Below are 19285 nucleotides of genomic sequence, written 5' to 3' on the forward strand. Positions count from 1 at the left end.
GCGCGGCAACGTGTGCAGCTGACGAATACTAATCGGTCGAGGGCTTAACCAAAACATCCCAAGAAAGTGAAGATAAGCGTTGCAGCTTATTCCGAATACTTTCTCGGGGCCCAAAGGACAAGAAGCATATGCTGAAGTTGTTTCGCATCCAGTTTTCAGGGAGTAATGCGATTAAATAAAAGCAGCCGCTGCATAACGGCTGCTTTTTGGCGTGCACATAAGGATGACGGGCGGGATACAAAACAAGACACCTCCCGTTATTGAGCGTAACATGAGGTGTCTTGCGCCGATATTTTAATTAGGGCGGATTGGATATGCTTGCGAAATAAATAAAAGACAAGTATACGAGGCAAAGCCAGCCAAAGATGGGAAACTAGCAAGTACAGCATTGTTAAAGAAGAAACCCAAGGATACAAGCAGGTGAGAAGGATCATCGGCACCCAAAATAGCTGTTGATGGAGTTTGGCCAGCTTATTTAACGAATAATAGTTGTCGGGTATGAGACAGACCCACGGCAAGCGCAGGTGAAGCGACCAGGCCTGCGGAGCGCGTTCTTCTTTCATGATAAACAGCAGCCGGATCACCCCGTAATGACTAGCGGCAACGAAGGCAAAACAGGCAGGCAGCCGGACAGGATCCATACGAAACAAATCTGCGGCATACAATGCACCTAACAAGCCTATATAGACATATGTATACATCATCGGATAACGGAGTCTTTTGAGCAGCCTATAATTATAGATGGTAGCGTCTTTGTTTACTTGTTGTTCTCTCACAGCAGCCTCCAGAATGAGCTCTTGTAGTGGGTGACTATCATTTTATCGGAAAAAGACAGCAAAAATATAAGCCTTTTTGCGTAACAGAAGCAGAAGCGGCGCATAAAATATAGCGCTATAATAAAAGAGGATTCGTTTAAAAAACATAGAGTATGGGCATACTTGATAGAAAAAGGGTCAGGAGGGTAAGGCATGGACGAAACGGAGAACATTCAGAAGGACAATTGCACTTGTACTTGCATCATCTGCGGTGAAACGCGCAACGACGGGATTATGATTATAGATGAATTCATTTGCGACGGGTGCGAGGCGGAAATCGTTCGAACCGACGTGAAAGATGCCAAGTATCCTTTTTTCATTCATCAATTGAAGCGCATATTATATAAAGGGAATATAAACGAGAAACATATAGATTTGTAATCATAGGGCTTTCTTCATTGAAGAAGAAGCCCTTTTTGCATATCAAGAAAGCGGCAGCGGTGTTGGTAGATCGCTTTGAAATAAGCTACAATGAAAGGATCAGTGCATTAAGGAGATAGGAAATGGATGAAAACAGAGCCCCTTTATATGAAAAGTTAGCGGAGCATTCCCGCCGGCGGCCGTTAAGTTTCCATGTTCCCGGCCATAAATCGGGACAAGGTTTGGATGAACGGGCAGAGGATCATTATGCATCGGTCATGGCAATCGATTTAACGGAAATAACCGGTCTGGATGATTTGCATCAGCCCGAGGAAGCGATAGATGAAGCCCAGAAGTTAGCGGCGCAGTGTTTTGGGGCGGAGATGACTTTTTTTCTGGTGAATGGAAGCACCGTAGGCAATCTCGCCATGCTGATGTCTTTGTGCGGCAAGGGGGATCTTGTGCTTGTGCAGCGGAATGTGCATAAATCGGTCATTCATGCGCTGATGTTGGCCGAAGCCAGAGCTGTTTTTATAACGCCGCAGATGGACGAACTAACGGGCCTGGCAACCGGCGTGTCCGCCGGGGATGCGGAACGGGCGTTAAGAGCTTATCCGGAAGCCAAAGGGCTGCTCATTACCAACCCCAACTATTACGGAATGGGAGTGCGTGTGAGCGAGTTGGCCGAGCTGGCCCATCAATATGGGAAACCGCTGCTGGTTGACGAAGCGCATGGCGCCCATTACGGATTTCATCCCGGTGTGCCGCCATCGGCATTGTCTGAAGGGGCGGACGTTGTCGTCCAATCGACTCATAAAATGCTGACCTCGATGACGATGAGCGCGATGCTTCACGTTCAGGGTCCTCGAATCGACAGGACGGGACTGCGCCGTTATTTATCGATGCTGCAAAGCTCCAGTCCGTCTTATCCGCTGATGGCGAGCCTGGATCTGGCCAGGAGGCAGATGGCGACCCAGGGGGAGCAAATCATTGATCAGGCATTGCAGCATATCCGCTGGTTTACCGGGCAAATGAGCAAACTGCCAAGTTTTCGGGCCATTGGCGAAGGAATGTTTTCCGCTGCTGTACATACGAAGGATCCATTTAAAGTGGCGATCGAGGATCTTACCGGCACATTAAATGGTTACAAGCTGCAAGAGCGCTTGGAGGCACGGGACTGTTTCTGCGAAATGGCGGACCCCAGGCATGTGCTGCTGGTGTTTGGATTAGGTTCACATAAACGGGATGCGGAGAAGCTGTTTCAAGTTTTTTGCGAGATTAATGCCGAATTGAGATTGGATAAGAAGGAACTTATGCCAAAGACAACGAATATATATAAATTAACCCCGCAAATGTCGATTTCCGCCCCTGTTTCCTTTAGTCACTCAGCGGCCAGACGATCCGGTCCGACCGTTCGAGTGCCGATAGATGAAGCCGTGCAGCGCTTCGCGGCAGAGCTGATAATTCCGTATCCGCCAGGCATTCCGATCTTGTATCCGGGAGAACAAATTACTCCCGAAACAGCTGAATATTTGGGTTCGCTTACGCGAGCAGGAGCTAAATTTCACGGGAATGCCCCGGATGAACGCTGTACAATCGCGGTATTTGCACAATGTTAGCTATAAAACGCACAATCAACATAGAAGGAATGCAGGAGGATCCAGTGAAAGGACTATTCATAACATTCGAGGGACCGGACGGCGCCGGTAAAACGACGCAGCTGAAACGGCTTGCCGCCAAGCTTCAGGAGACGGGACGAGATGTGATCGTCACCAGAGAACCCGGCGGCACATCGATCAGCGACCAAATCCGCGAGGTCTTATTGTCCCCGGATAACAAGAAAATGACGGACCAGGCCGAAGTGCTGCTTTATGCGGCATCGCGAGCCCAGCATGTGCATGAATTGATTATCCCGTCTTTGGCTCAAGGCAAAATCGTATTGTGCGACCGCTTTATCGATGCCAGTATGGCTTATCAAGCTTATGGACTAGGGATTGACGAACAATTCGTTCGTTCAGTCAATCATTATGCGAGCTCGGGTCTTCAGCCGAACCGTACGTACTTGCTGGATGTGCCCATTGAAGTAAGTCTTGCAAGATTAAGCCATAGACAAAGTACAGTGACGGGCAGCGAGTTGGATCGCATCGAGCAGAAACCGGCTGACTATCACCGTAAGGTAAGAGAAGGATTTGTCCGAATTTCCGAACAAAACCGCGAACGCGTTTGTTGGGTGAATGCAAGCAGAGGCGAGGAAGAAATTGCCGGGGACATTTGGAGTGATTGTAACCGTTTGCTGAATCATTTTTAATCCGAAAACAGGTATAATGAAGGAGGCGTAAAACCATGAAATTAGTGATTGCCATTGTACAGGACAAAGACAGCAATCGATTATCCAATTCCTTGATTAAAGAAGGATTCCGCGCAACGAAGTTAGCCAGTACGGGTGGGTTTCTAAGAGCAGGCAACACGACGTTTATGATCGGTGTGGAGGATGAGCGTGTCGGCGAGGTCATGCAAATCATTAAAGCAAACTGCAAAATCAGGGAGCAGATGGTCACGCCGGTTTCCCCTATGGGAGGAACGACCGACTCTTACATTCCGTTCCCTGTCGAAGTGCAGGTTGGCGGAGCGGCAGTATTTGTCGTACCTGTAGAACGATTTGAACACTTTTAACATGTTGCTCATGAAACCGGAGGAGAGTGGACCGAAGTGAAGATCAATCCGGGTTGGCGCCCTTTTGGCAAAGAAGTCAAGATGGCTGAAAACAACTCTTCTCCGCAGCTGCAGCCTAAGACGTTTTCCGATATGATGCAGCATCACGATGAAAAAGCGTCTCAGGAGCAGCTGCAAAAGATGCTGCAGCAAATTCAAACGCAAGCGGATCGGCTTAGTAAATCGATGACCGTTCGCGAATTGCGTCAATATAAAATGCTCGTTAAGCAGTTTCTGGAGGAAACCGTACGCCGCGGCGTTCATCTGAAGGAAACGCGGGGCTGGGACCGCCGAGGACGCGGCAAGAGATACAAAATTTTGGACGAAATCGATAAAGAACTGCTAGGTCTGGCTGACGACATGTTGGAGAGCGAGCAGGGGAGAATCGATATATTGTATAAAATCGGCGAAATTCGCGGCATGCTGATTAATTACGCATTTTAAACGGAGCGTACATCATGTCATTTCAATCCATCCGCGGCCAAAACCGTGTGAAACGCATATTGCAAAACAGTTTGCTGAACAATAGCGTATCCCACGCTTATATATTCAGCGGTCCAGCAGGCACCGGCCGCAAAGCGATGGCGCTTGCGCTAGCTCAGGCGATCTATTGCAAAGTGCTGCCTGACGACGCTTGCGGCGTCTGTTTGGATTGCCGGAAAGTGCTGCATCGCAACCATCCGGATTTGCTTTTTATCGAACCCGACGGGTCTTCCATTAAGATTGACCAGATCCGCGGATTGCAAAAAGAATTCGCCTACCGTTCCACCGTGTCGGGAACAAAGATCTATATTGTGGACGAAGCAGATAAAATGACCGTGCAAGCTGCAAACAGCTTGCTTAAATTTTTGGAAGAGCCTGCTTTTAGCGTTGTCGCTATACTCATTACGGAGAACGGACATGCGCTGCTGCCCACCATTCAATCGCGGTCGCAGTGGATTTCCTTTACCCCGATGAGCCGCAAGGAAATGACGGAGCTGCTGCTGGAGGAAGGACATTCCCCTGCGCTTGTTCATTGCGCCGTTCATTTGACGGCCGGAGTGGATGCGGCGCGGGAGCTAATACAAGGAAATGGGTTTGCAGAAATCCGGAGCTTAGGTGTACAATTAGCAAAGGATAGTCTAACCCGTCTGCCTACGGCGATGTTGACCGTACAGCAAAAGCTGGGCAAATCGGAGCTTTCGGAGCAGCTGCCGCTGCTGCTTGATTTGCTTATATTGTGGCTTAAGGACATGGTTCAGATTCATCTGGGAAATAAAAATAATCTCGTCTATATAGATCAGCTCGATTGGATGAGCGGACAAGCCCTATCGAAAGAATTATCGCATTGGGTCTCCGGTATGGACCGGGCGGTAGAGCTTCAAAAGCGGCTGCGTTATCATGCCAATCCGCAGCTGGTGCTCGAAAATATGCTTTTGCAGCTAAGGGGGGTGTAAGGTTGTATTCCGTCGTTGGTGTCCGATTTAAGAAGGCAGGCAAAGTGTATTACTTTGATCCTAGCGATCTGCCTGTAGAAAGAGACAACTCTGTCATTGTAGAGACGGCAAGAGGCATAGAATACGGCAAGGTGGTCATCGGCAAAAAGAATGTGCAAGATGACGATGTGGTGCTCCCTCTAAAAAAGGTTATCCGTATTGCCGATCATCTTGACGCCAAGCTTGTGGAAGACAATAAATCTGCGGCGAAAGAAGCTTTCGCCACATGCCAGAACAAAATTAAGGACCATCAGTTAAAAATGAAGCTGGTGGACGTTGAATATACATTTGATCGGAATAAGATCATTTTTTATTTTACCGCTGAAGGACGCGTCGACTTCCGGGAACTGGTCAAGGATTTGGCAAGCATCTTCCGCACACGCATTGAATTGCGTCAAATCGGCGTGCGCGATGAAGCCAAAATGCTTGGCGGGATTGGTCCATGCGGGCGGATATTATGCTGCTCTTCGTTTTTGGGCGATTTCGAGCCGGTGTCGATCAAGATGGCGAAGGACCAGAATCTTTCATTAAATCCAACGAAAATATCCGGACTTTGCGGCCGGTTGATGTGCTGTTTGAAATACGAGCACGATAATTACGAAAGCGCTAAGGATGACGTTCCGCGTGTGGGTCGTGAAGTGATTACCTCATACGGCAACGGAAGAGTAGTAGCATTAAATATGAGTGAGCGAACGGCCAAAGTACAGCTCTTTGATCTCAGCAAGGTGATGGATTTGCCTTTTGACGATGTGGTAGAGCAGTAAGAAGCCGGGCGCGGCAAACGAGGCAGGTGACAGAGTGGATAAGCGGGATGTCGTTGTGCAAATTCAGACTATGGAAGAGCAAGTCGGCACCATGCTTGCCGAATTAGGCGAGCTGAGGTCGAAAGTAGTAGAGCTGCTGGAAGAAAATAAACGGCTATCGATTGAAAATCAACAGCTGAGAAAGCTGCTTAAAAATGACGCCCCGCCGCCGCAGGATGGCCACTCTGTGGAACCGACGCCCGTATCGGCCACAGGGGAAGGTTACGACAACCTGGCACGGTTATACCACGAAGGCTTCCATATTTGCAACGTATACTACGGCCATTTGCGAACCGAGGGAGATTGCTTGTTTTGCTTGTCATTTTTTCATAAATAATGCAAAAGACCGTGGTGGCATTTGCCCTGCGGTTTTTTTGAGGAAAAACGAGAAACAAGAAATGAAAGGGAATTCGTATGTCATCTGTACATTTACATAACTCAGAGCGGCTCGACGACTTGCTCACACACAATTTGAAGATCATTCAAAGCGACGAAGTATTCAGCTTCTCATTGGACGCCGTGCTGCTCGCCCGCTTTTGTTCCGTCCCTGTCCGCGGCAAAATGATCGATTTGTGTACCGGCAACGGGGTGATCCCGCTGCTTCTGACAACCCGGACAAAAGCATCCATCACGGCGATCGAGATCCAGGAGCGGCTTGCCGATATGGCGAGGCGAAACGTCCAATTAAACGGCCTTGAGGATCGAGTACAGATTGTACACGGCGATATCAAAATTGCTCTCGATTTGTTCGGACACGGCGCGTTTGACGCCTTGACGGTTAATCCCCCGTACTTGCCGGTACCTAACGGAGAGCAAAACACAAACGAGCATTTTGCGGCCGCGCGGCATGAAATTTATTGCACCTTGGAGGACGTCATCCGAATCAGCAGCAGGCTTGTGAAAAGCGGGGGAAAGGTTGCTATGGTGCATCGGCCTTCCAGACTAGTGGACATCATGACCCTCATGCGGCAATATCGGCTGGAGCCCAAAAGGGTAAGGTTTGTGCATCCTCGCCAAGATGAAGAGGCCAACATGGTATTAATTGAAGCGCTGCGCGACGGCAAACCGGAGGTCAGGATGCTGCCCCCATTGATCGTATATACTAAAGGGATTGAATATAGTCAGGAATTGATGGATGTCTATTATGGAGGCAAATCCAGCCTCTGATCTGAACACGGGGTCAGAGGGCTATTAAGGAGAGCCGAAAGAAGAAAGGAGGATTCCGTTTGTTTGTACAAAAGAGCTATCGAGATGAAACGTCTGGCAAGCTGTACCTTGTGGCCACGCCGATCGGCAATCTGGAAGACATGACTTTTCGCGCCGTGCGCACGTTAAAGGAAGTGAACTGGATCGCTGCGGAAGACACCAGGCAAACTAGAAAGCTGCTCACCCACTTTGATATTTCTACCCGGATGGTCAGCTATCACGAGCATAACAAAGCGAGCAGCGGGCCGGAGCTGATCCGCCTGCTGTTATCCGGCGATTCCATCGCATTAGTCAGCGATGCGGGGACACCGGCCATCTCCGATCCGGGCTACGATCTGGTCTGCATGGCCATCGAGCGCCATATCGATGTTATTCCCATTCCCGGGGCCAACGCGGCGCTGTCCTCGCTTATTATTTCCGGTATGGCGACGGACCGGTTTACGTTTGTCGGTTTTCTGCCGAGAGACCGGAAAAGCATACATAAAGAGCTGGAGCCTTTGGGCCAAGCCGCAGGTACGCTCATGTTTTATGAATCTCCTCACCGCGTTCAGAAGACGCTGGGATATATGGCAGAGGTGTTCGGGGCGGATCGGCAGGTATGTCTTGTCCGTGAGCTGACGAAGCGGTACGAGGAGGCGGTACGCGGCACCATACAGCAATGCCTTGACCATTTGCAGGAGCATGCGCCGCAGGGAGAGTACTGCATCATTGTTGCAGGCGCATCCACAGCGCCATCTCGGGACGATGAGAGCTGGTGGGCAACCTTGACGCCGGAAGAACATGTCGCTCATTATGAGACGGCAGACGTAACTCGCAAAGAGGCGATCAAGCTGGCGGCGGCCGATCGGGGAATGCCCAAACGAGATCTTTATAATTTGATTCACCAATAATTAAGAAGAAGTTCGGAAAAGAAAAAGAATCCCTGATTCTGTGGCGAAAGCCAAGGACCAGGGATTTGAGGAGATATGAAAAAGGTTAGAATTACCGTAGTTGTGGTGCTAAGACTATTATAACCTATTTTTTTTATTTTGTCACAGGTATTGGCATTTCGGTTAAACATTCGTGGCAGACAATTTTTCCCTTGAAGTAAGTGACATTTTCCGCGTTCCCACAGAAGATGCAAGCAGGCTCGTATTTTTTCAACATAATACGTTCGCCGTCAACGTAAATTTCCAATGCGTCTTTTTCTCCGATTCCCAGCGTGCGGCGCAGCTCGATCGGAATAACGACACGGCCCAATTCATCAACTTTTCTCACGATACCAGTAGATTTCATCATATATATAATTCCCCTCTCAAATGATAGAATTGATGAAATAAAATCGCCATCTTTCGACATATTTCTCGCTTCTAATGATACCAACCATTCCCAAAAGTGTCAACCTACTTTTCCGAAAAATTGAAAGAATCGTAGAAAATAGTTTTTAGATTTTCGGAAAATTGACATGATTAAAGTCTGTCTTTCCTTGTTGTATAAGGGAACTCAAGGGATTATCCGTAAAATCCGCGATCTCTCTCAGAAAAATTTGGACACTTTTGGGTTGGAAGATTAAATACATATCATTCGACAAAATACGCTTCGAGTTCTGTTTGTTTATGTCGAATTAAATCTTATTTTGTTTTTAATACGTTTTAGCGTATTCCAATATAGCGAAAACCGAGGTGATATATCTTGAGTCTGCTCAAAGAAGAAAAGGTGTTTAAAGATCCGGTGCATAAATATATTTATGTTCAGGATCAAATTATTTGGGACTTGATCAATACGAAGGAGTTCCAACGTCTTCGCCGTATACGCCAATTAGGTACGTGTTTTCTAACGTTTCATGGCGCGGAGCACAGCCGTTTTTCTCATTCGCTGGGTGTATATGAGGTAACGCGCAAAATCATTTCCCAGTTTGAACGAAATCAATATGAGGACTGGCCGCGTGAAGAAAAATTGCTTAGTCTTTGCGCGGCGCTGCTCCATGATGTTGGACATGGACCTTTCTCCCATTCGATCGAGCGAACGTTTGAGATGAACCATGAAGAGTGGTCGTGCAGAATCGTGCTTGGCGATACGGAAATTAACCGGGTGCTGCGCCGTGTCTCCCCTGATTTCCCCAATCATGTCGCCGGTGTAATCGCCAAGACGTACGGCAGAGAAATCGTCGTCAGTCTCGTATCAAGCCAGCTTGACGCGGACCGGATGGATTATTTGCTTCGGGATGCTTATTATACGGGTGTGAATTACGGCACATTCGATTTGGAACGGATTTTACGTGTGCTGCGCCCGTATCGGGGGCATATTGTCGTTAAAGAAAGCGGCATGCATGCAGTCGAAGATTATTTGATGTCCCGTTATCAGATGTACTGGCAGGTCTACTTCCATCCGGTAACGCGCAGCGCTGAAATTATTTTGAACAAAATTTTTGCAAGAGCAAAAAAGCTGCATGAGGACGGGTACGGGTTTCGATTCATGATGCAGCCGCTGTTTAATCTATTCGAAAATCAATTGCGCCTTCAGGACTACCTATTGCTGGATGAAGCGCTGATGCAAACCGTCATGCGTCAATGGACGCTCGAAGACGATGGCATATTAGCCGATTTGTGCCGCAGATTTCTCGACCGCGATTTATTTCAGTATGTTACGTTAGACAGCGCTCAAACGCAGGGAATCGAGCTTTTGCGCCAGCATATGCAATCGATTGGTGTCGATCCGGCATACTATCTGGAAATTGATTTCCCTTCCGACCTGTCGTATGATGTGTACCGACCGGGGGAACATGATGAGAAGCTTCCAATATTACTGCTGGACCAGAATCACCAGTTGACCGAAATTTCCAGGAAATCGGAAATTGTCCGTTCCATCAGCGGCATCCAGATGGGCAGCTACCATCTGTATTTTCCCGCTGAGCTTGTCCGGGACAGCGGAGCGCCAATCCCGCCTGATATCCTGAAACAATCCGGCCGGAACAACTAAATTTTCTCGCCGAACGAAGGAGAACTTATGCTGACCGATACCCACACACACCTCAATGCGCATCAATTCGATGAAGATCGACATGAAGTCATACAACGTGCAATCGAAAACGGAATTAGTCGAATCATCAATGTCGGTTTTAACCGGGAAACGATCCCGTCATCGATCGAACTTGCCGAACGTTACGATTTCATTTATTCCACTGTCGGATGGCACCCGACGGATGCCGTCGATATGCAGGACGGTGATCTGGAATGGATCGAATCGTTATGCAGCCACCCCAAGGTAGTCGCCATCGGAGAAATCGGGCTGGATTATTATTGGGATACGTCACCGAAAGATGTGCAGGACCGCGTCTTTCGCGAGCAAGTCCGGCTGGCCCGCAAGGTCGGGAAGCCGATCGTCATCCACAACCGAGATGCCCACCAGGACATTATTCGCGTGTTGAAGGAAGAGAAGGCTTCGGAAGTAGGCGGTGTCATGCACTGTTTCTCGGGCAGCTGGGAGACAGCCAAACAATGCCTGGATATGAATTTTTATATTTCGTTTGGCGGCCCGATTACTTACAAAAACGCCAAGCAGCCAAAAGAAGTGCTTGCTCAAGTTCCGATGGACAGGCTGCTGGTTGAAACCGACGCTCCGTATTTGACGCCTCATCCTTACCGCGGAAAGCGAAACGAGACAGGTTATGTGCGTCTGGTTGCTGAAGCTGCGGCAGAAATAAAAGGGTTAGACTTGGAAGAATTGGCTTCCATTACCACGGCAAACGCCATCAAATTATTCGGGATAAGATAGCCAAATAGGGGGGTAGAGGACAGCCTTTTTTACTCGACGGTGAGAAAACTGGAGGATTTTTGATGTTTTCGATGGATATGCTGAGAAAAAGGTGGCAAAACCTGCTCGTAATCCAATAATATGCCGGATTTTACCCGTAATTCATGAAAATATAAGAAGTTTGTATACTTTACAGTTTGAAAGATCCGTCGTAAACTACGAATTAACAAAACCTAAATATGCACTACCATTTTCCAAACGCTGAGTTTCCGACTGGAAAACGGGGGAACCGATCGGCTGTCTGCCGATTCAACATTGGGGTGAATCCTGGAATTGCTTTCGAGCAAAACCGGGTAGGGCGACTCTCACGTCCGAATCCGTCAGCTAACCTCGTAAGCGTGAAGAGAGAGGTAACCATTGTCGTGTCCATTTGAACATGTCCGCATTTTCAAAGTCACGGGAAGAGACCTCTTCTCCGTGGCTTTTTCTATTTTCTTAGGTTCGCAGCTGTGCTCTGAAACTATTCGGCGCAGTTGTAAGAATTTGACGAAACCACGGGGGTGAGCTGAGGGTACCTTAAGCATATCATTTGGGCTTTAAGGAAGTTAGTTACTTTTTACCCATTTTTATAAATTAACCATAGTCGCGTCAGATTATATCATGCGTAACACACGACGGCGGGGCTTTCGAGGAGGACCGAACAAGTGGGCTTAATCCAAGACCAGGAAACCCATGTAAGACGATCATCCAGCATGTCCTTCGCATTGCGATGGAAGCATGAAAACTTAGCAAAAATCATACTTATCATAACGTCATCACTGGCTATGACTTTCATGTTCTTGTTGTTGCTTTACGGTACTGCAATCAAGCAGATTACCTTGGTAGTGAACGGTCAAGAATCCGTTGTCCAGACCAGACAGTGGGAATTGGACCGTTTGTTGGATGAGCGAAGTATTTCTGTGAATGAGCATGACCGCATCGCGGCTCCGATTGGTCCGAAGCTGAAGAACGGCGACCGTATTGTCATTAACCATACGAAGCCGGTGCAGCTGACGGCGGACGGTACAACGGAGACGAAATACACGACCGGTAAAACGGTAGCCGAAGCTCTGAAGGATCTTAACGTCAGTTTAGGCGAATTGGACAAGACAGTGCCTTCGCTCGAAAGCGCATTGGACGAAACCACGCCTTTACAGGTAATTCGCGTCAAGAAAGAAACGGAGCAGTTAACGGAAACGATACCGTTTGAGGTTGTTAAACGCAATGACGCCCAGCTGCTTAAAGGCAAAGAGCAGGTTGTGCAAGACGGGCAGGAAGGCGTATTGCTGAAGACGAAAGAAAAGATATTTGAAGACGGCAAGCTTGTTTCCGAAAGCGTCATTGAGGAGAAAACGGAAACCGAGCGGGTAGATAAAATTGTAGCTGTCGGCACGAAAAATCCGGTTATTGCACTGTCCACCACTTCCCCCAATATGGATGAAGTTACGAAGAATGGCGTTAAATTCGGCTATAAGCAAATCGTTAAGAACATGACATTGACCGCATATACGGCAGGGACCGGCGGTAAGACGTATACAGGAACAGGCGTCACGGAAGGACGCACCATAGCGGTTGACCCTAAGGTGGTTCCGCTTGGCTGGTGGGTTTACATTGAAGGAATCGGATTCCGCAGAGCGGAAGATATCGGGAGTGCCGTAAAAGGCAATATCATTGACATATATTTCGATAGTCGCGATTATGCCAGCAGGTTTGGCTTGAAACGCGGTTATACCGTCTACATTATCGGGCCGAAGAAGCCGACGGTCGATTAATGGACATCGTTTGGGGAAATAATGCTTTTATATAGATCAGGGAAAGTAAGGAAGAGGCGACAGCCTCTTCTTTTTCGCTTTGCGGGAGGAAGAGAAAGAACATGATCAAGGAAATTATTGTAGTCGAGGGGAAAGACGATACCTCCGCGATTAAACGCGCATTGGAAGCGGAGACGATCGAGACCGGCGGTTCGGCGATCAACGCGCAAATTATCCGGCGCATCAAGCTGGCTCAGGAACGGCGAGGGGTTATTGTATTCACCGATCCCGATCATGCAGGGGAGCGCATTCGCAAGATCATATCGTCAAAGGTGCCGGGCTGCAAGCATGCTTTCCTGGCCCGGGAGCTGGCTCAGAAGGGCGAGGACATCGGCGTCGAGAATGCTTCCCCGGAAGCGATACGCGAAGCGCTGGCCCATGTGCGGACCGATTATAAGGCCGAGACGTCCGAGATTGGCTGGGAGGACCTGATTGAGGCCGGGTTGATCGTTCACCCGCAGGCGGCCGCACGGAGGCTTGCTATGGGCAAATTGCTCGGTATCGGCTATTGTAACGGCAAACAGTTCTATAACCGCTGCAGAATGTTTCAAATCTCCCGGGAAGAGTTTGAGCTTGCGGCAGAGCAAATAGAGAAACAGACGGAGAGAGAAGGGAATCACGATGAGCAATCTCAACCTTAGTGCAGATGAATGGATCGCCACGCCGAAGAGGACGCAGGAGCTGATCCGCAAGTATGGTATCGTACTCAAGAAAAGTCTGGGACAGAACTTTTTAGTCGACCAGAACATTTTACATAAAATCGTGTCGGCCGCTCATTTGGACGTTCAGAAGGGAGCGCTGGAAATCGGCCCCGGCATCGGGGCTCTGACGCAGCATCTGGCCGTCCAGGCAGGGAAAGTGGTGGCGGTGGAGATCGACCAGCGGCTGATCCCCATTTTGGGTGAGACGTTAGCGCCATATCCGAATGTATCGGTTGTTCACGGCGACGTGCTGGAAGTCGATTTGCCCGGATTGTTCGCCGAACATTTCGGAGGCATGGAGCGGGTCAGCGTTGTGGCCAATCTGCCGTATTATGTGACCACGCCGATTATTATGGGACTGCTTGAACGGAAGCTGCCGCTGGAGTATATCGTGGTGATGATTCAGAAAGAAGTGGCCGAGCGCATGGCCGCGAAACCGGGCGGCAAAGAATACGGCAGCCTGAGCATCGCGGTCCAATATTACTGTGAACCGGAACTGGTGACGATTGTTCCTCGTACGGTGTTTATCCCGCAGCCAAATGTGGACTCCGCGGTGATTAGACTTAAGGTTAGAACCCAACCTCCCGTAGAGGTGGCGGATGAAGCATTTTTCTTCGAAGTCGTGCAGGCGTCGTTCGCCCAGCGGCGCAAGACGATCTATAACAACCTGAGCAGCCGTTTCTTCACGAAAGAAACCAAAGCCGAGCTGGGGCCGCTGCTGGAGCAATGCGGCATCGAACCGTCGCGCCGCGGCGAAACGCTCAGCCTTGAGGAATATGCAAGGCTCAGCGGGGCGCTGCTGGAGTATCAAGGGCGCACCTCAATTTCGTAGATGGCCCCTCACCAAACGCCCATACGCGCATAGGATAGACGAGGAGGCGATTTGCCATGAAGCAAGGAGACCTTGTCTATCGAAAGTCTTACGGCGGGGATGTGTTGTTTAAAATCCAGGAAATCAGGTCCGTTCATGCGGTGCTCCGAGGCGTTGATTTCAGGCTGCTCGCCGATTCGCCGGTTGCCGATTTGGAGACGGCGTCGGCGGAAAGCCAAATTCCTTATCATATTTCCAACCATCCGGAGACGGATCAGGCGATGAAACGGCTGAGGAACAACATAGCGGGTTTTGAACCGTCTCCGCCCCCCGAACCGAAAAAAAAAGTAGGCGTCTTTTTTGAGCTTCCCGGCAAAGTGCTGCATTTGGACGGAGATCCCGGCTATTTGCGGAAATGCATGCACTTATACGAGGAGCTGCGCGTCCCGGCAGAAGGTTATTACGTGCCCGAGGCGCACATGGACGAGGCGTTATACAGGCTGCTTCCTCAGGTGAATCCGGATATTGTGGTCATTACCGGTCACGACGGGATTCTGAAACACCGGCGTGACGATATAGGCAGCCTGAGCAGCTACAAAAACTCACACAACTTCGTCAACGCGGTGAAGGTGGCCCGGCAGTACGAGAAAAATCGGGATGCTTTAACGATTATTGCGGGGGCGTGCCAATCGCATTTTGAAGCGCTGCTGCAGGCCGGCGCCAATTTTGCCAGCTCGCCGGCCAGAGTGCTGATCCATGCGCTGGATCCGCTCTGCGTAGCGGCCAAAGTAGCCTACACGTCCATTAAGGATACCGTGAATGTCGCTGATGTAATCAATTTGACGAGCAGCGGCGTGGAAGGTGTGGGCGGCATTGAATCAAAAGGGAGCCACCGGATGGGTTTGCCGAAGGTACTTTACAGCGCTCCGCAATGAACAATGCGGCAAACCCGCGTAAACCGGCTTTAGACGGCTTGATGAAGATGGGAAGGCGGCAGAACCATTCGCCTTCGAAAGACACCTCTTTTGTGTGGTTGTGATTGCCTGAGAAGGTATTCGCAGCTTGACAGAGGGGTGTTTTTTTTGTGTAAACTTGGAAATGTGAAATTTGTGTGAATGAAAAATGGGTGAAACCCCTGAAACTGCCGCAGCAGTAAGGAAAAAGTCCATTGACATACTGATTGTCATGCTGATATAATATTTGGCTTTGTTTGACATACTACCTTTATTGGAGTATAATTTACAAGGAAAGAGGTGGTAGTGGACAATGGCAAAAAATGCGCTATTGGAAATCAAACGTAGTTTGGAACCTCATGTCGGACAAAAGATCATGTTAAGAGCAAATGGCGGTCGCCGAAAGACGATCGAACGATCCGGTGTATTGGAGGAAACCTACCCTTCCGTTTTTATAGTGAAGCTGGATCAAGAACAGCATGCATTTAAGCGCGTTTCTTACAGCTACGCTGATATTTTGACGGACTCGGTTCAAGTGACCGTCGTCAGCGATGAAGAGCAAGTGCGCATCACGTATATTCAACATTAGCATATTGGGCGGTGATCCTTAAGGATTGCCGCTTTTTGCTGTCCGCCCATAAGGCTCGGTATGGAATAAATCACATTTTCACATACTACTTCCGAACGGATAAACGGCAACATCATTTCATTGCGGGAGGGAATATGGATGGGACGCAGAAATAGAAGAGGAGTTATGTCGGAGAGCTTTAAATACGAGCTGGCCAAGGATCTTGGTTTCTACGATACGGTACAGAAGGAAGGCTGGGGCGGCATCCGTACCAAAGATGCGGGCAACATGATTAAACGGGCCATACAGATCGCCGAGCAGGCGGCCGCCCAGCAGCAGACGCAGCCGGCCTCCTATCAGCAGCAGGCGGCTCCGCAATCGATGGGACAACAGCAAACCCACCAATGGTCGGCCCAGCCGCAAACTTCCTATGGGCAACCTCCGGCCGGCAGGTTTTGAATATTTGTTGAACGCAGAGAGCTAAAGCCCGGCGCTTTAGCTTTTTTCGTATGCGGCAAAAGATGTTTTTGTTTATGGCATTTGGTATATTAAAGAAAGCAAGTTTTGCCCGAAAGAAGGTGCCGCATACATGAAAGTGTTTGAAAAAGCGTCGGCCAAAATCAATTTATCGCTCGACGTGTTGCGCAAGAGAGAAGATGGATACCATGAAGTAGAGATGGTCATGACCATGGTGGATCTGGCCGATCGGATTGAGATGCAAGAGCTTCCCCGCGATACGATCATTATATCAAGCCAGGCGGGCTATATACCGCTCGACGAGAAAAATTTAGCATTCCAAGCCGCCCGGCTCATTAAAGACCGGTATGACGTAAAACGCGGGGTATACATACACTTGGATAAACGGATACCCGTTGCCGCAGGGCTCGCCGGAGGCAGTACCGACGCGGCTGCGACGCTGCGGGGGCTGAACAAGCTGTGGCAGCTCGGCATATCAAACGACGAGCTAAAGCTGCTCGGACAGGAACTGGGCTCGGACGTGCCGTTCTGTGTCACCGGAGGCACGGCAATTGCCCGGGGACGGGGAGAAAAGCTGGAGATGATCGATTCTCCGCCCCAGTGCTGGGTAGTGTTGGCCAAGCCCCCAATCAATGTCTCCACCTCCGAGATTTACGGCAAGGTGAGCGTGAAGGAGATTGAGAAACATCCGAATACGTCGCAGGTGGTGCAGGCGATTCGCGAGAAAAATTTCGATCACCTGTGCAGTCATTTGGGCAATGTGCTGGAGGATGTCACGATGAGGCTGCATCCAGAAGTAAAGCAGCTGAAAGAAGTGATGGTCAAGCTGGGAGCGGATGGGGCATTAATGTCGGGAAGCGGCCCGACCGTATTCGGCCTTGTGTCCAAAGAATCCAAGGTGGCCCGGATTTACAACGGACTCAGAGGTTTCTGCAAAGAAGTGTACGCAGTACGGCTGTTGACCTGAGAACTGGAATTGTTAATTGTTAGGTGTGCGTAAGGCCATTGTTAGAATAATTTTCATGCAATAACTTGAAAAAATACGGATAAAAGTGATATATTTGCTTTATAATATTCGGTTTTTCTGGAGAAAAACAAGGGGGCAGATGATGAAAAAGTTAAAACGGAGTGCCAGATTGGTTGAAATGACACAGTACTTGCTCATTCGCCCCCATACGCTTATCCCTTTAACCACATTTGCGGATCGTTATAATTCGGCTAAATCTTCAATCAGCGAAGATTTGGCGATCATAAAAGAGGTATTCGAGGCCGAAGGTCTCGGCGACCTGCAAACCTTGGCAGGAGCTGCAGGGGGAGTGAAGTTTATTCCCCGTGTGCCGAAGGAAGCGTCGCTGCGTTTCGTCGATGGAATATGCCGCCAGCTGGAGCAGCCGGAAAGGGTGCTGCCGGGCGGTTATTTGTACATGTCCGACATTATCGGGCAGCCGCTTGTTCTCAATGAAGTCGGCAAAACGTTTGCTTCTGCCTTTGCAGGCAAAGATATCGATTGCGTCATCACAGTGGAAACGAAAGGCATTCCGATTGCGTACGCGACAGCGTCTTATTTGAATTTGCCGGTGGTGATCGTCCGCCGCGACAATAAAGTAACGGAAGGTTCTGTGGTCAGCATCAATTATGTGTCGGGATCGAATAAACGGATCCAGACCATGTCGCTTGCGCGCCGGGCGCTTAAGGAAGAGTCGAAGGTGCTGATTGTCGACGATTTTATGCGCGTTGGGGGGACCATCCACGGGATGATTGATCTGCTTGCGGAGTTCAAGGCGACGGTCAAAGGGGTTGGCGTATTTGTGGAATCGGGTGAAGTTGAGGAGCATTTGGTAGAGGATTACATTTCGCTGGCCAAGTTATCCGGCGTAGATGCGAAGACCCGCCAGGTCACGGTTGTACCTGGGAACTATTTCAATTAACAGTTAAGGAGTGTACATATATGACCCAATTAACGACAATCACAACAAATCAAGCGCCTGCTGCGATCGGGCCTTATTCTCAAGCTATGGTGTTTGGGGATATGGTGTATACATCGGGGCAAATTCCGCTCGGATTGGACGGACAAGTAGTATCCGGGGGCATTGAGGAACAGACGCACCAGGTGTTTCAAAATTTGAAAGCGGTTTTGTCGCAAGCGGGCTCTTCTTTGGAGCAAGTCGTCAAAGCCACGGTATTTATCAAGGATATGAATCAATTTGCAGCGGTCAATGAAATCTACGCTTCTTATTTTGGCAGCCATAAACCGGCCAGATCCACTGTCGAAGTAGCGCGCCTTCCGAAGGATGTTCTTGTCGAAATTGAGCTGATCGCAGCGAGATCTGTCGAATAATTCTGAGTTAGGTAAAAAGTTATAAATTTTTTGAAAATTCTTCATAAAAAAGAAGGAATCTGGTTAAAAATGTGGAATTATACACCAAGTCTTCTGAATGGAAAAAGGTGGTGAACAAGAAGTGCAAATTACCGACGTAAGACTCCGTCGGGTAAACTCCGAGGGAAGAATGAAAGCCATTGCATCCATAACCATTGATAACGAGTTTGTCGTACACGACATTCGGGTTATTGACGGCAATAACGGTATGTTTGTGGCTATGCCCAGCAAACGCACTCCGGATGGGGAATTTCGGGATATTGCTCATCCGATATCCTCATCTACTCGCGAAAAAATCCAGGCAGCGGTCCTGGCTGAGTATGATCGCGCCGCCACAGAGGAAGAAGTTATTGAAGAAGGAGCGTAAGAGCGCTTACGCTGTTAAGAGAGCCGAAAGGCTCTCTTTTCTTTTGAACGCAATTGCGCTATATTTGGGGAAAGCGCA

The 19285-nt window shown here is 49.1% G+C and carries 23 protein-coding genes, 1 pseudogene and 1 riboswitch; of the genes and pseudogenes, 22 read left to right on the forward strand and 2 right to left on the reverse strand.

Going from position 1 to position 19285, the window contains the following annotated elements; all coding sequences use genetic code 11:
- Positions 1-257 precede the first annotated feature (257 nt).
- The gene (locus EYB31_RS37200) at positions 258-776 is read right to left on the reverse strand and encodes a hypothetical protein (protein WP_131018627.1); all 519 of its coding nucleotides are present in this window, start codon (positions 774-776) and stop codon (positions 258-260) included.
- 192 nt (positions 777-968) lie between these two features.
- On the opposite strand from EYB31_RS37200, the gene EYB31_RS37205 reads away from it, so the two are divergent.
- The 10 genes from EYB31_RS37205 to rsmI all read left to right on the forward strand — a co-directional run bounded on the left by EYB31_RS37205 (position 969) and on the right by rsmI (position 8261).
- Positions 969-1196 (forward strand): sigma factor G inhibitor Gin, encoded by a 228-nt coding sequence (locus EYB31_RS37205; protein WP_131018628.1) that lies wholly within the window; start codon positions 969-971, stop codon positions 1194-1196.
- Between the two features lie 122 nt (positions 1197-1318).
- On the forward strand, positions 1319-2794 hold the full coding sequence (locus tag EYB31_RS37210; protein WP_131018629.1) for an aminotransferase class I/II-fold pyridoxal phosphate-dependent enzyme: 1476 nt from the start codon (positions 1319-1321) through the stop codon (positions 2792-2794).
- Between the two features lie 44 nt (positions 2795-2838).
- Positions 2839-3483 (forward strand): dTMP kinase, encoded by a 645-nt coding sequence (gene tmk, locus EYB31_RS37215; protein WP_131018630.1) that lies wholly within the window; start codon positions 2839-2841, stop codon positions 3481-3483.
- Positions 3484-3518: 35 nt separating this feature from the next.
- On the forward strand, positions 3519-3848 hold the full coding sequence (locus EYB31_RS37220; RefSeq protein ID WP_131018631.1) for a cyclic-di-AMP receptor: 330 nt from the start codon (positions 3519-3521) through the stop codon (positions 3846-3848).
- A 36-nt stretch (positions 3849-3884) separates the two neighbouring features.
- Complete coding sequence (locus tag EYB31_RS37225) at positions 3885-4331, forward strand: YaaR family protein (RefSeq protein ID WP_131018632.1); 447 nt, start codon at positions 3885-3887, stop codon at positions 4329-4331.
- Positions 4332-4345: 14 nt separating this feature from the next.
- A complete protein-coding gene (gene holB / locus EYB31_RS37230; RefSeq protein ID WP_131018633.1) occupies positions 4346-5323 on the forward strand; it encodes a DNA polymerase III subunit delta' in 978 nt (325 codons plus the stop codon).
- Between the two features lie 2 nt (positions 5324-5325).
- Complete coding sequence (locus EYB31_RS37235; protein WP_131018634.1) at positions 5326-6126, forward strand: PSP1 domain-containing protein; 801 nt, start codon at positions 5326-5328, stop codon at positions 6124-6126.
- Between the two features lie 34 nt (positions 6127-6160).
- Entirely contained in the window at positions 6161-6502 is a 342-nt protein-coding gene (yabA, locus tag EYB31_RS37240) for a DNA replication initiation control protein YabA (protein ID WP_131018635.1), read from the forward strand.
- 77 nt (positions 6503-6579) lie between these two features.
- Complete coding sequence (locus tag EYB31_RS37245) at positions 6580-7332, forward strand: tRNA1(Val) (adenine(37)-N6)-methyltransferase (RefSeq protein WP_131018636.1); 753 nt, start codon at positions 6580-6582, stop codon at positions 7330-7332.
- 59 nt (positions 7333-7391) lie between these two features.
- Positions 7392-8261 carry a 16S rRNA (cytidine(1402)-2'-O)-methyltransferase gene (gene rsmI, locus EYB31_RS37250; protein WP_131018637.1) on the forward strand — a complete coding sequence of 290 codons (870 nt, stop codon included), beginning with the start codon at positions 7392-7394 and terminating at the stop codon, positions 8259-8261.
- 133 nt (positions 8262-8394) lie between these two features.
- Here rsmI and EYB31_RS37255 read toward each other — a convergent pair whose 3' ends face one another.
- The gene (locus EYB31_RS37255) at positions 8395-8649 is read right to left on the reverse strand and encodes an AbrB/MazE/SpoVT family DNA-binding domain-containing protein (RefSeq protein ID WP_131018638.1); all 255 of its coding nucleotides are present in this window, start codon (positions 8647-8649) and stop codon (positions 8395-8397) included.
- Positions 8650-9039: 390 nt separating this feature from the next.
- On the opposite strand from EYB31_RS37255, the gene EYB31_RS37260 reads away from it, so the two are divergent.
- From EYB31_RS37260 to spoVG, 12 genes and pseudogenes are all read left to right on the forward strand, one after another.
- Positions 9040-10329 (forward strand): HD domain-containing protein, encoded by a 1290-nt coding sequence (locus EYB31_RS37260; protein ID WP_131018639.1) that lies wholly within the window; start codon positions 9040-9042, stop codon positions 10327-10329.
- 27 nt (positions 10330-10356) lie between these two features.
- Positions 10357-11124 (forward strand): TatD family hydrolase, encoded by a 768-nt coding sequence (locus EYB31_RS37265; RefSeq protein WP_131018640.1) that lies wholly within the window; start codon positions 10357-10359, stop codon positions 11122-11124.
- Between the two features lie 228 nt (positions 11125-11352).
- Positions 11353-11518, forward strand: a riboswitch (cyclic di-AMP (ydaO/yuaA leader).
- Between the two features lie 289 nt (positions 11519-11807).
- On the forward strand, positions 11808-12914 hold the full coding sequence (locus EYB31_RS37270; RefSeq protein WP_131018641.1) for a 3D domain-containing protein: 1107 nt from the start codon (positions 11808-11810) through the stop codon (positions 12912-12914).
- Positions 12915-13015: 101 nt separating this feature from the next.
- Positions 13016-13594, forward strand: coding sequence for a ribonuclease M5 (rnmV, locus tag EYB31_RS37275; protein ID WP_131018642.1), 579 nt, complete (start codon positions 13016-13018; stop codon positions 13592-13594).
- Complete coding sequence (gene rsmA, locus EYB31_RS37280) at positions 13575-14486, forward strand: 16S rRNA (adenine(1518)-N(6)/adenine(1519)-N(6))-dimethyltransferase RsmA (RefSeq protein WP_131018643.1); 912 nt, start codon at positions 13575-13577, stop codon at positions 14484-14486. The genes rnmV and rsmA overlap by 20 nt, the downstream gene beginning before the upstream one ends.
- Positions 14487-14542: 56 nt before the next feature.
- Positions 14543-15400, forward strand: coding sequence for a sporulation peptidase YabG (yabG, locus tag EYB31_RS37285; protein ID WP_131018644.1), 858 nt, complete (start codon positions 14543-14545; stop codon positions 15398-15400).
- Positions 15401-15731: 331 nt separating this feature from the next.
- Positions 15732-16007: a biofilm formation stimulator Veg gene (gene veg / locus EYB31_RS37290; protein ID WP_131018645.1), complete on the forward strand. Its 276-nt coding sequence runs from the start codon at positions 15732-15734 to the stop codon at positions 16005-16007.
- Positions 16008-16145: 138 nt separating this feature from the next.
- Positions 16146-16325, forward strand: a pseudogene (locus tag EYB31_RS37295) (small, acid-soluble spore protein, alpha/beta type); the annotation flags it as partial.
- 250 nt (positions 16326-16575) lie between these two features.
- Positions 16576-17430, forward strand: coding sequence for a 4-(cytidine 5'-diphospho)-2-C-methyl-D-erythritol kinase (gene ispE / locus EYB31_RS37300; RefSeq protein WP_131018646.1), 855 nt, complete (start codon positions 16576-16578; stop codon positions 17428-17430).
- 142 nt (positions 17431-17572) lie between these two features.
- Positions 17573-18391: a pur operon repressor gene (gene purR / locus EYB31_RS37305; protein WP_131018710.1), complete on the forward strand. Its 819-nt coding sequence runs from the start codon at positions 17573-17575 to the stop codon at positions 18389-18391.
- A 20-nt stretch (positions 18392-18411) separates the two neighbouring features.
- Positions 18412-18801, forward strand: coding sequence for a RidA family protein (locus EYB31_RS37310; RefSeq protein ID WP_131018647.1), 390 nt, complete (start codon positions 18412-18414; stop codon positions 18799-18801).
- Between the two features lie 121 nt (positions 18802-18922).
- On the forward strand, positions 18923-19207 hold the full coding sequence (spoVG, locus tag EYB31_RS37315) for a septation regulator SpoVG (protein ID WP_127610130.1): 285 nt from the start codon (positions 18923-18925) through the stop codon (positions 19205-19207).
- Positions 19208-19285 lie beyond the last annotated feature (78 nt).

The sequence above is a fragment of the Paenibacillus thalictri genome, from assembly GCF_004307995.1.
GTDB lineage: Bacteria > Bacillota > Bacilli > Paenibacillales > NBRC-103111 > Paenibacillus_AF > Paenibacillus_AF thalictri.

Coding starts and splice junctions, on each gene's coding strand:
- EYB31_RS37205 (WP_131018628.1), top strand. CDS start 969: ATGGACGAAACGGAGAACATTCAGAAGGACAATTGCACTTGTACTTGC.
- EYB31_RS37210 (WP_131018629.1), top strand. CDS start 1,319: ATGGATGAAAACAGAGCCCCTTTATATGAAAAGTTAGCGGAGCATTCC.
- EYB31_RS37220 (WP_131018631.1), top strand. CDS start 3,519: ATGAAATTAGTGATTGCCATTGTACAGGACAAAGACAGCAATCGATTA.
- holB (WP_131018633.1), top strand. CDS start 4,346: ATGTCATTTCAATCCATCCGCGGCCAAAACCGTGTGAAACGCATATTG.
- EYB31_RS37245 (WP_131018636.1), top strand. CDS start 6,580: ATGTCATCTGTACATTTACATAACTCAGAGCGGCTCGACGACTTGCTC.
- EYB31_RS37255 (WP_131018638.1), bottom strand. CDS start 8,649: ATGATGAAATCTACTGGTATCGTGAGAAAAGTTGATGAATTGGGCCGT.
- EYB31_RS37265 (WP_131018640.1), top strand. CDS start 10,357: ATGCTGACCGATACCCACACACACCTCAATGCGCATCAATTCGATGAA.
- rnmV (WP_131018642.1), top strand. CDS start 13,016: ATGATCAAGGAAATTATTGTAGTCGAGGGGAAAGACGATACCTCCGCG.
- rsmA (WP_131018643.1), top strand. CDS start 13,575: ATGAGCAATCTCAACCTTAGTGCAGATGAATGGATCGCCACGCCGAAG.
- yabG (WP_131018644.1), top strand. CDS start 14,543: ATGAAGCAAGGAGACCTTGTCTATCGAAAGTCTTACGGCGGGGATGTG.
- veg (WP_131018645.1), top strand. CDS start 15,732: ATGGCAAAAAATGCGCTATTGGAAATCAAACGTAGTTTGGAACCTCAT.
- ispE (WP_131018646.1), top strand. CDS start 16,576: ATGAAAGTGTTTGAAAAAGCGTCGGCCAAAATCAATTTATCGCTCGAC.
- purR (WP_131018710.1), top strand. CDS start 17,573: ATGAAAAAGTTAAAACGGAGTGCCAGATTGGTTGAAATGACACAGTAC.
- EYB31_RS37310 (WP_131018647.1), top strand. CDS start 18,412: ATGACCCAATTAACGACAATCACAACAAATCAAGCGCCTGCTGCGATC.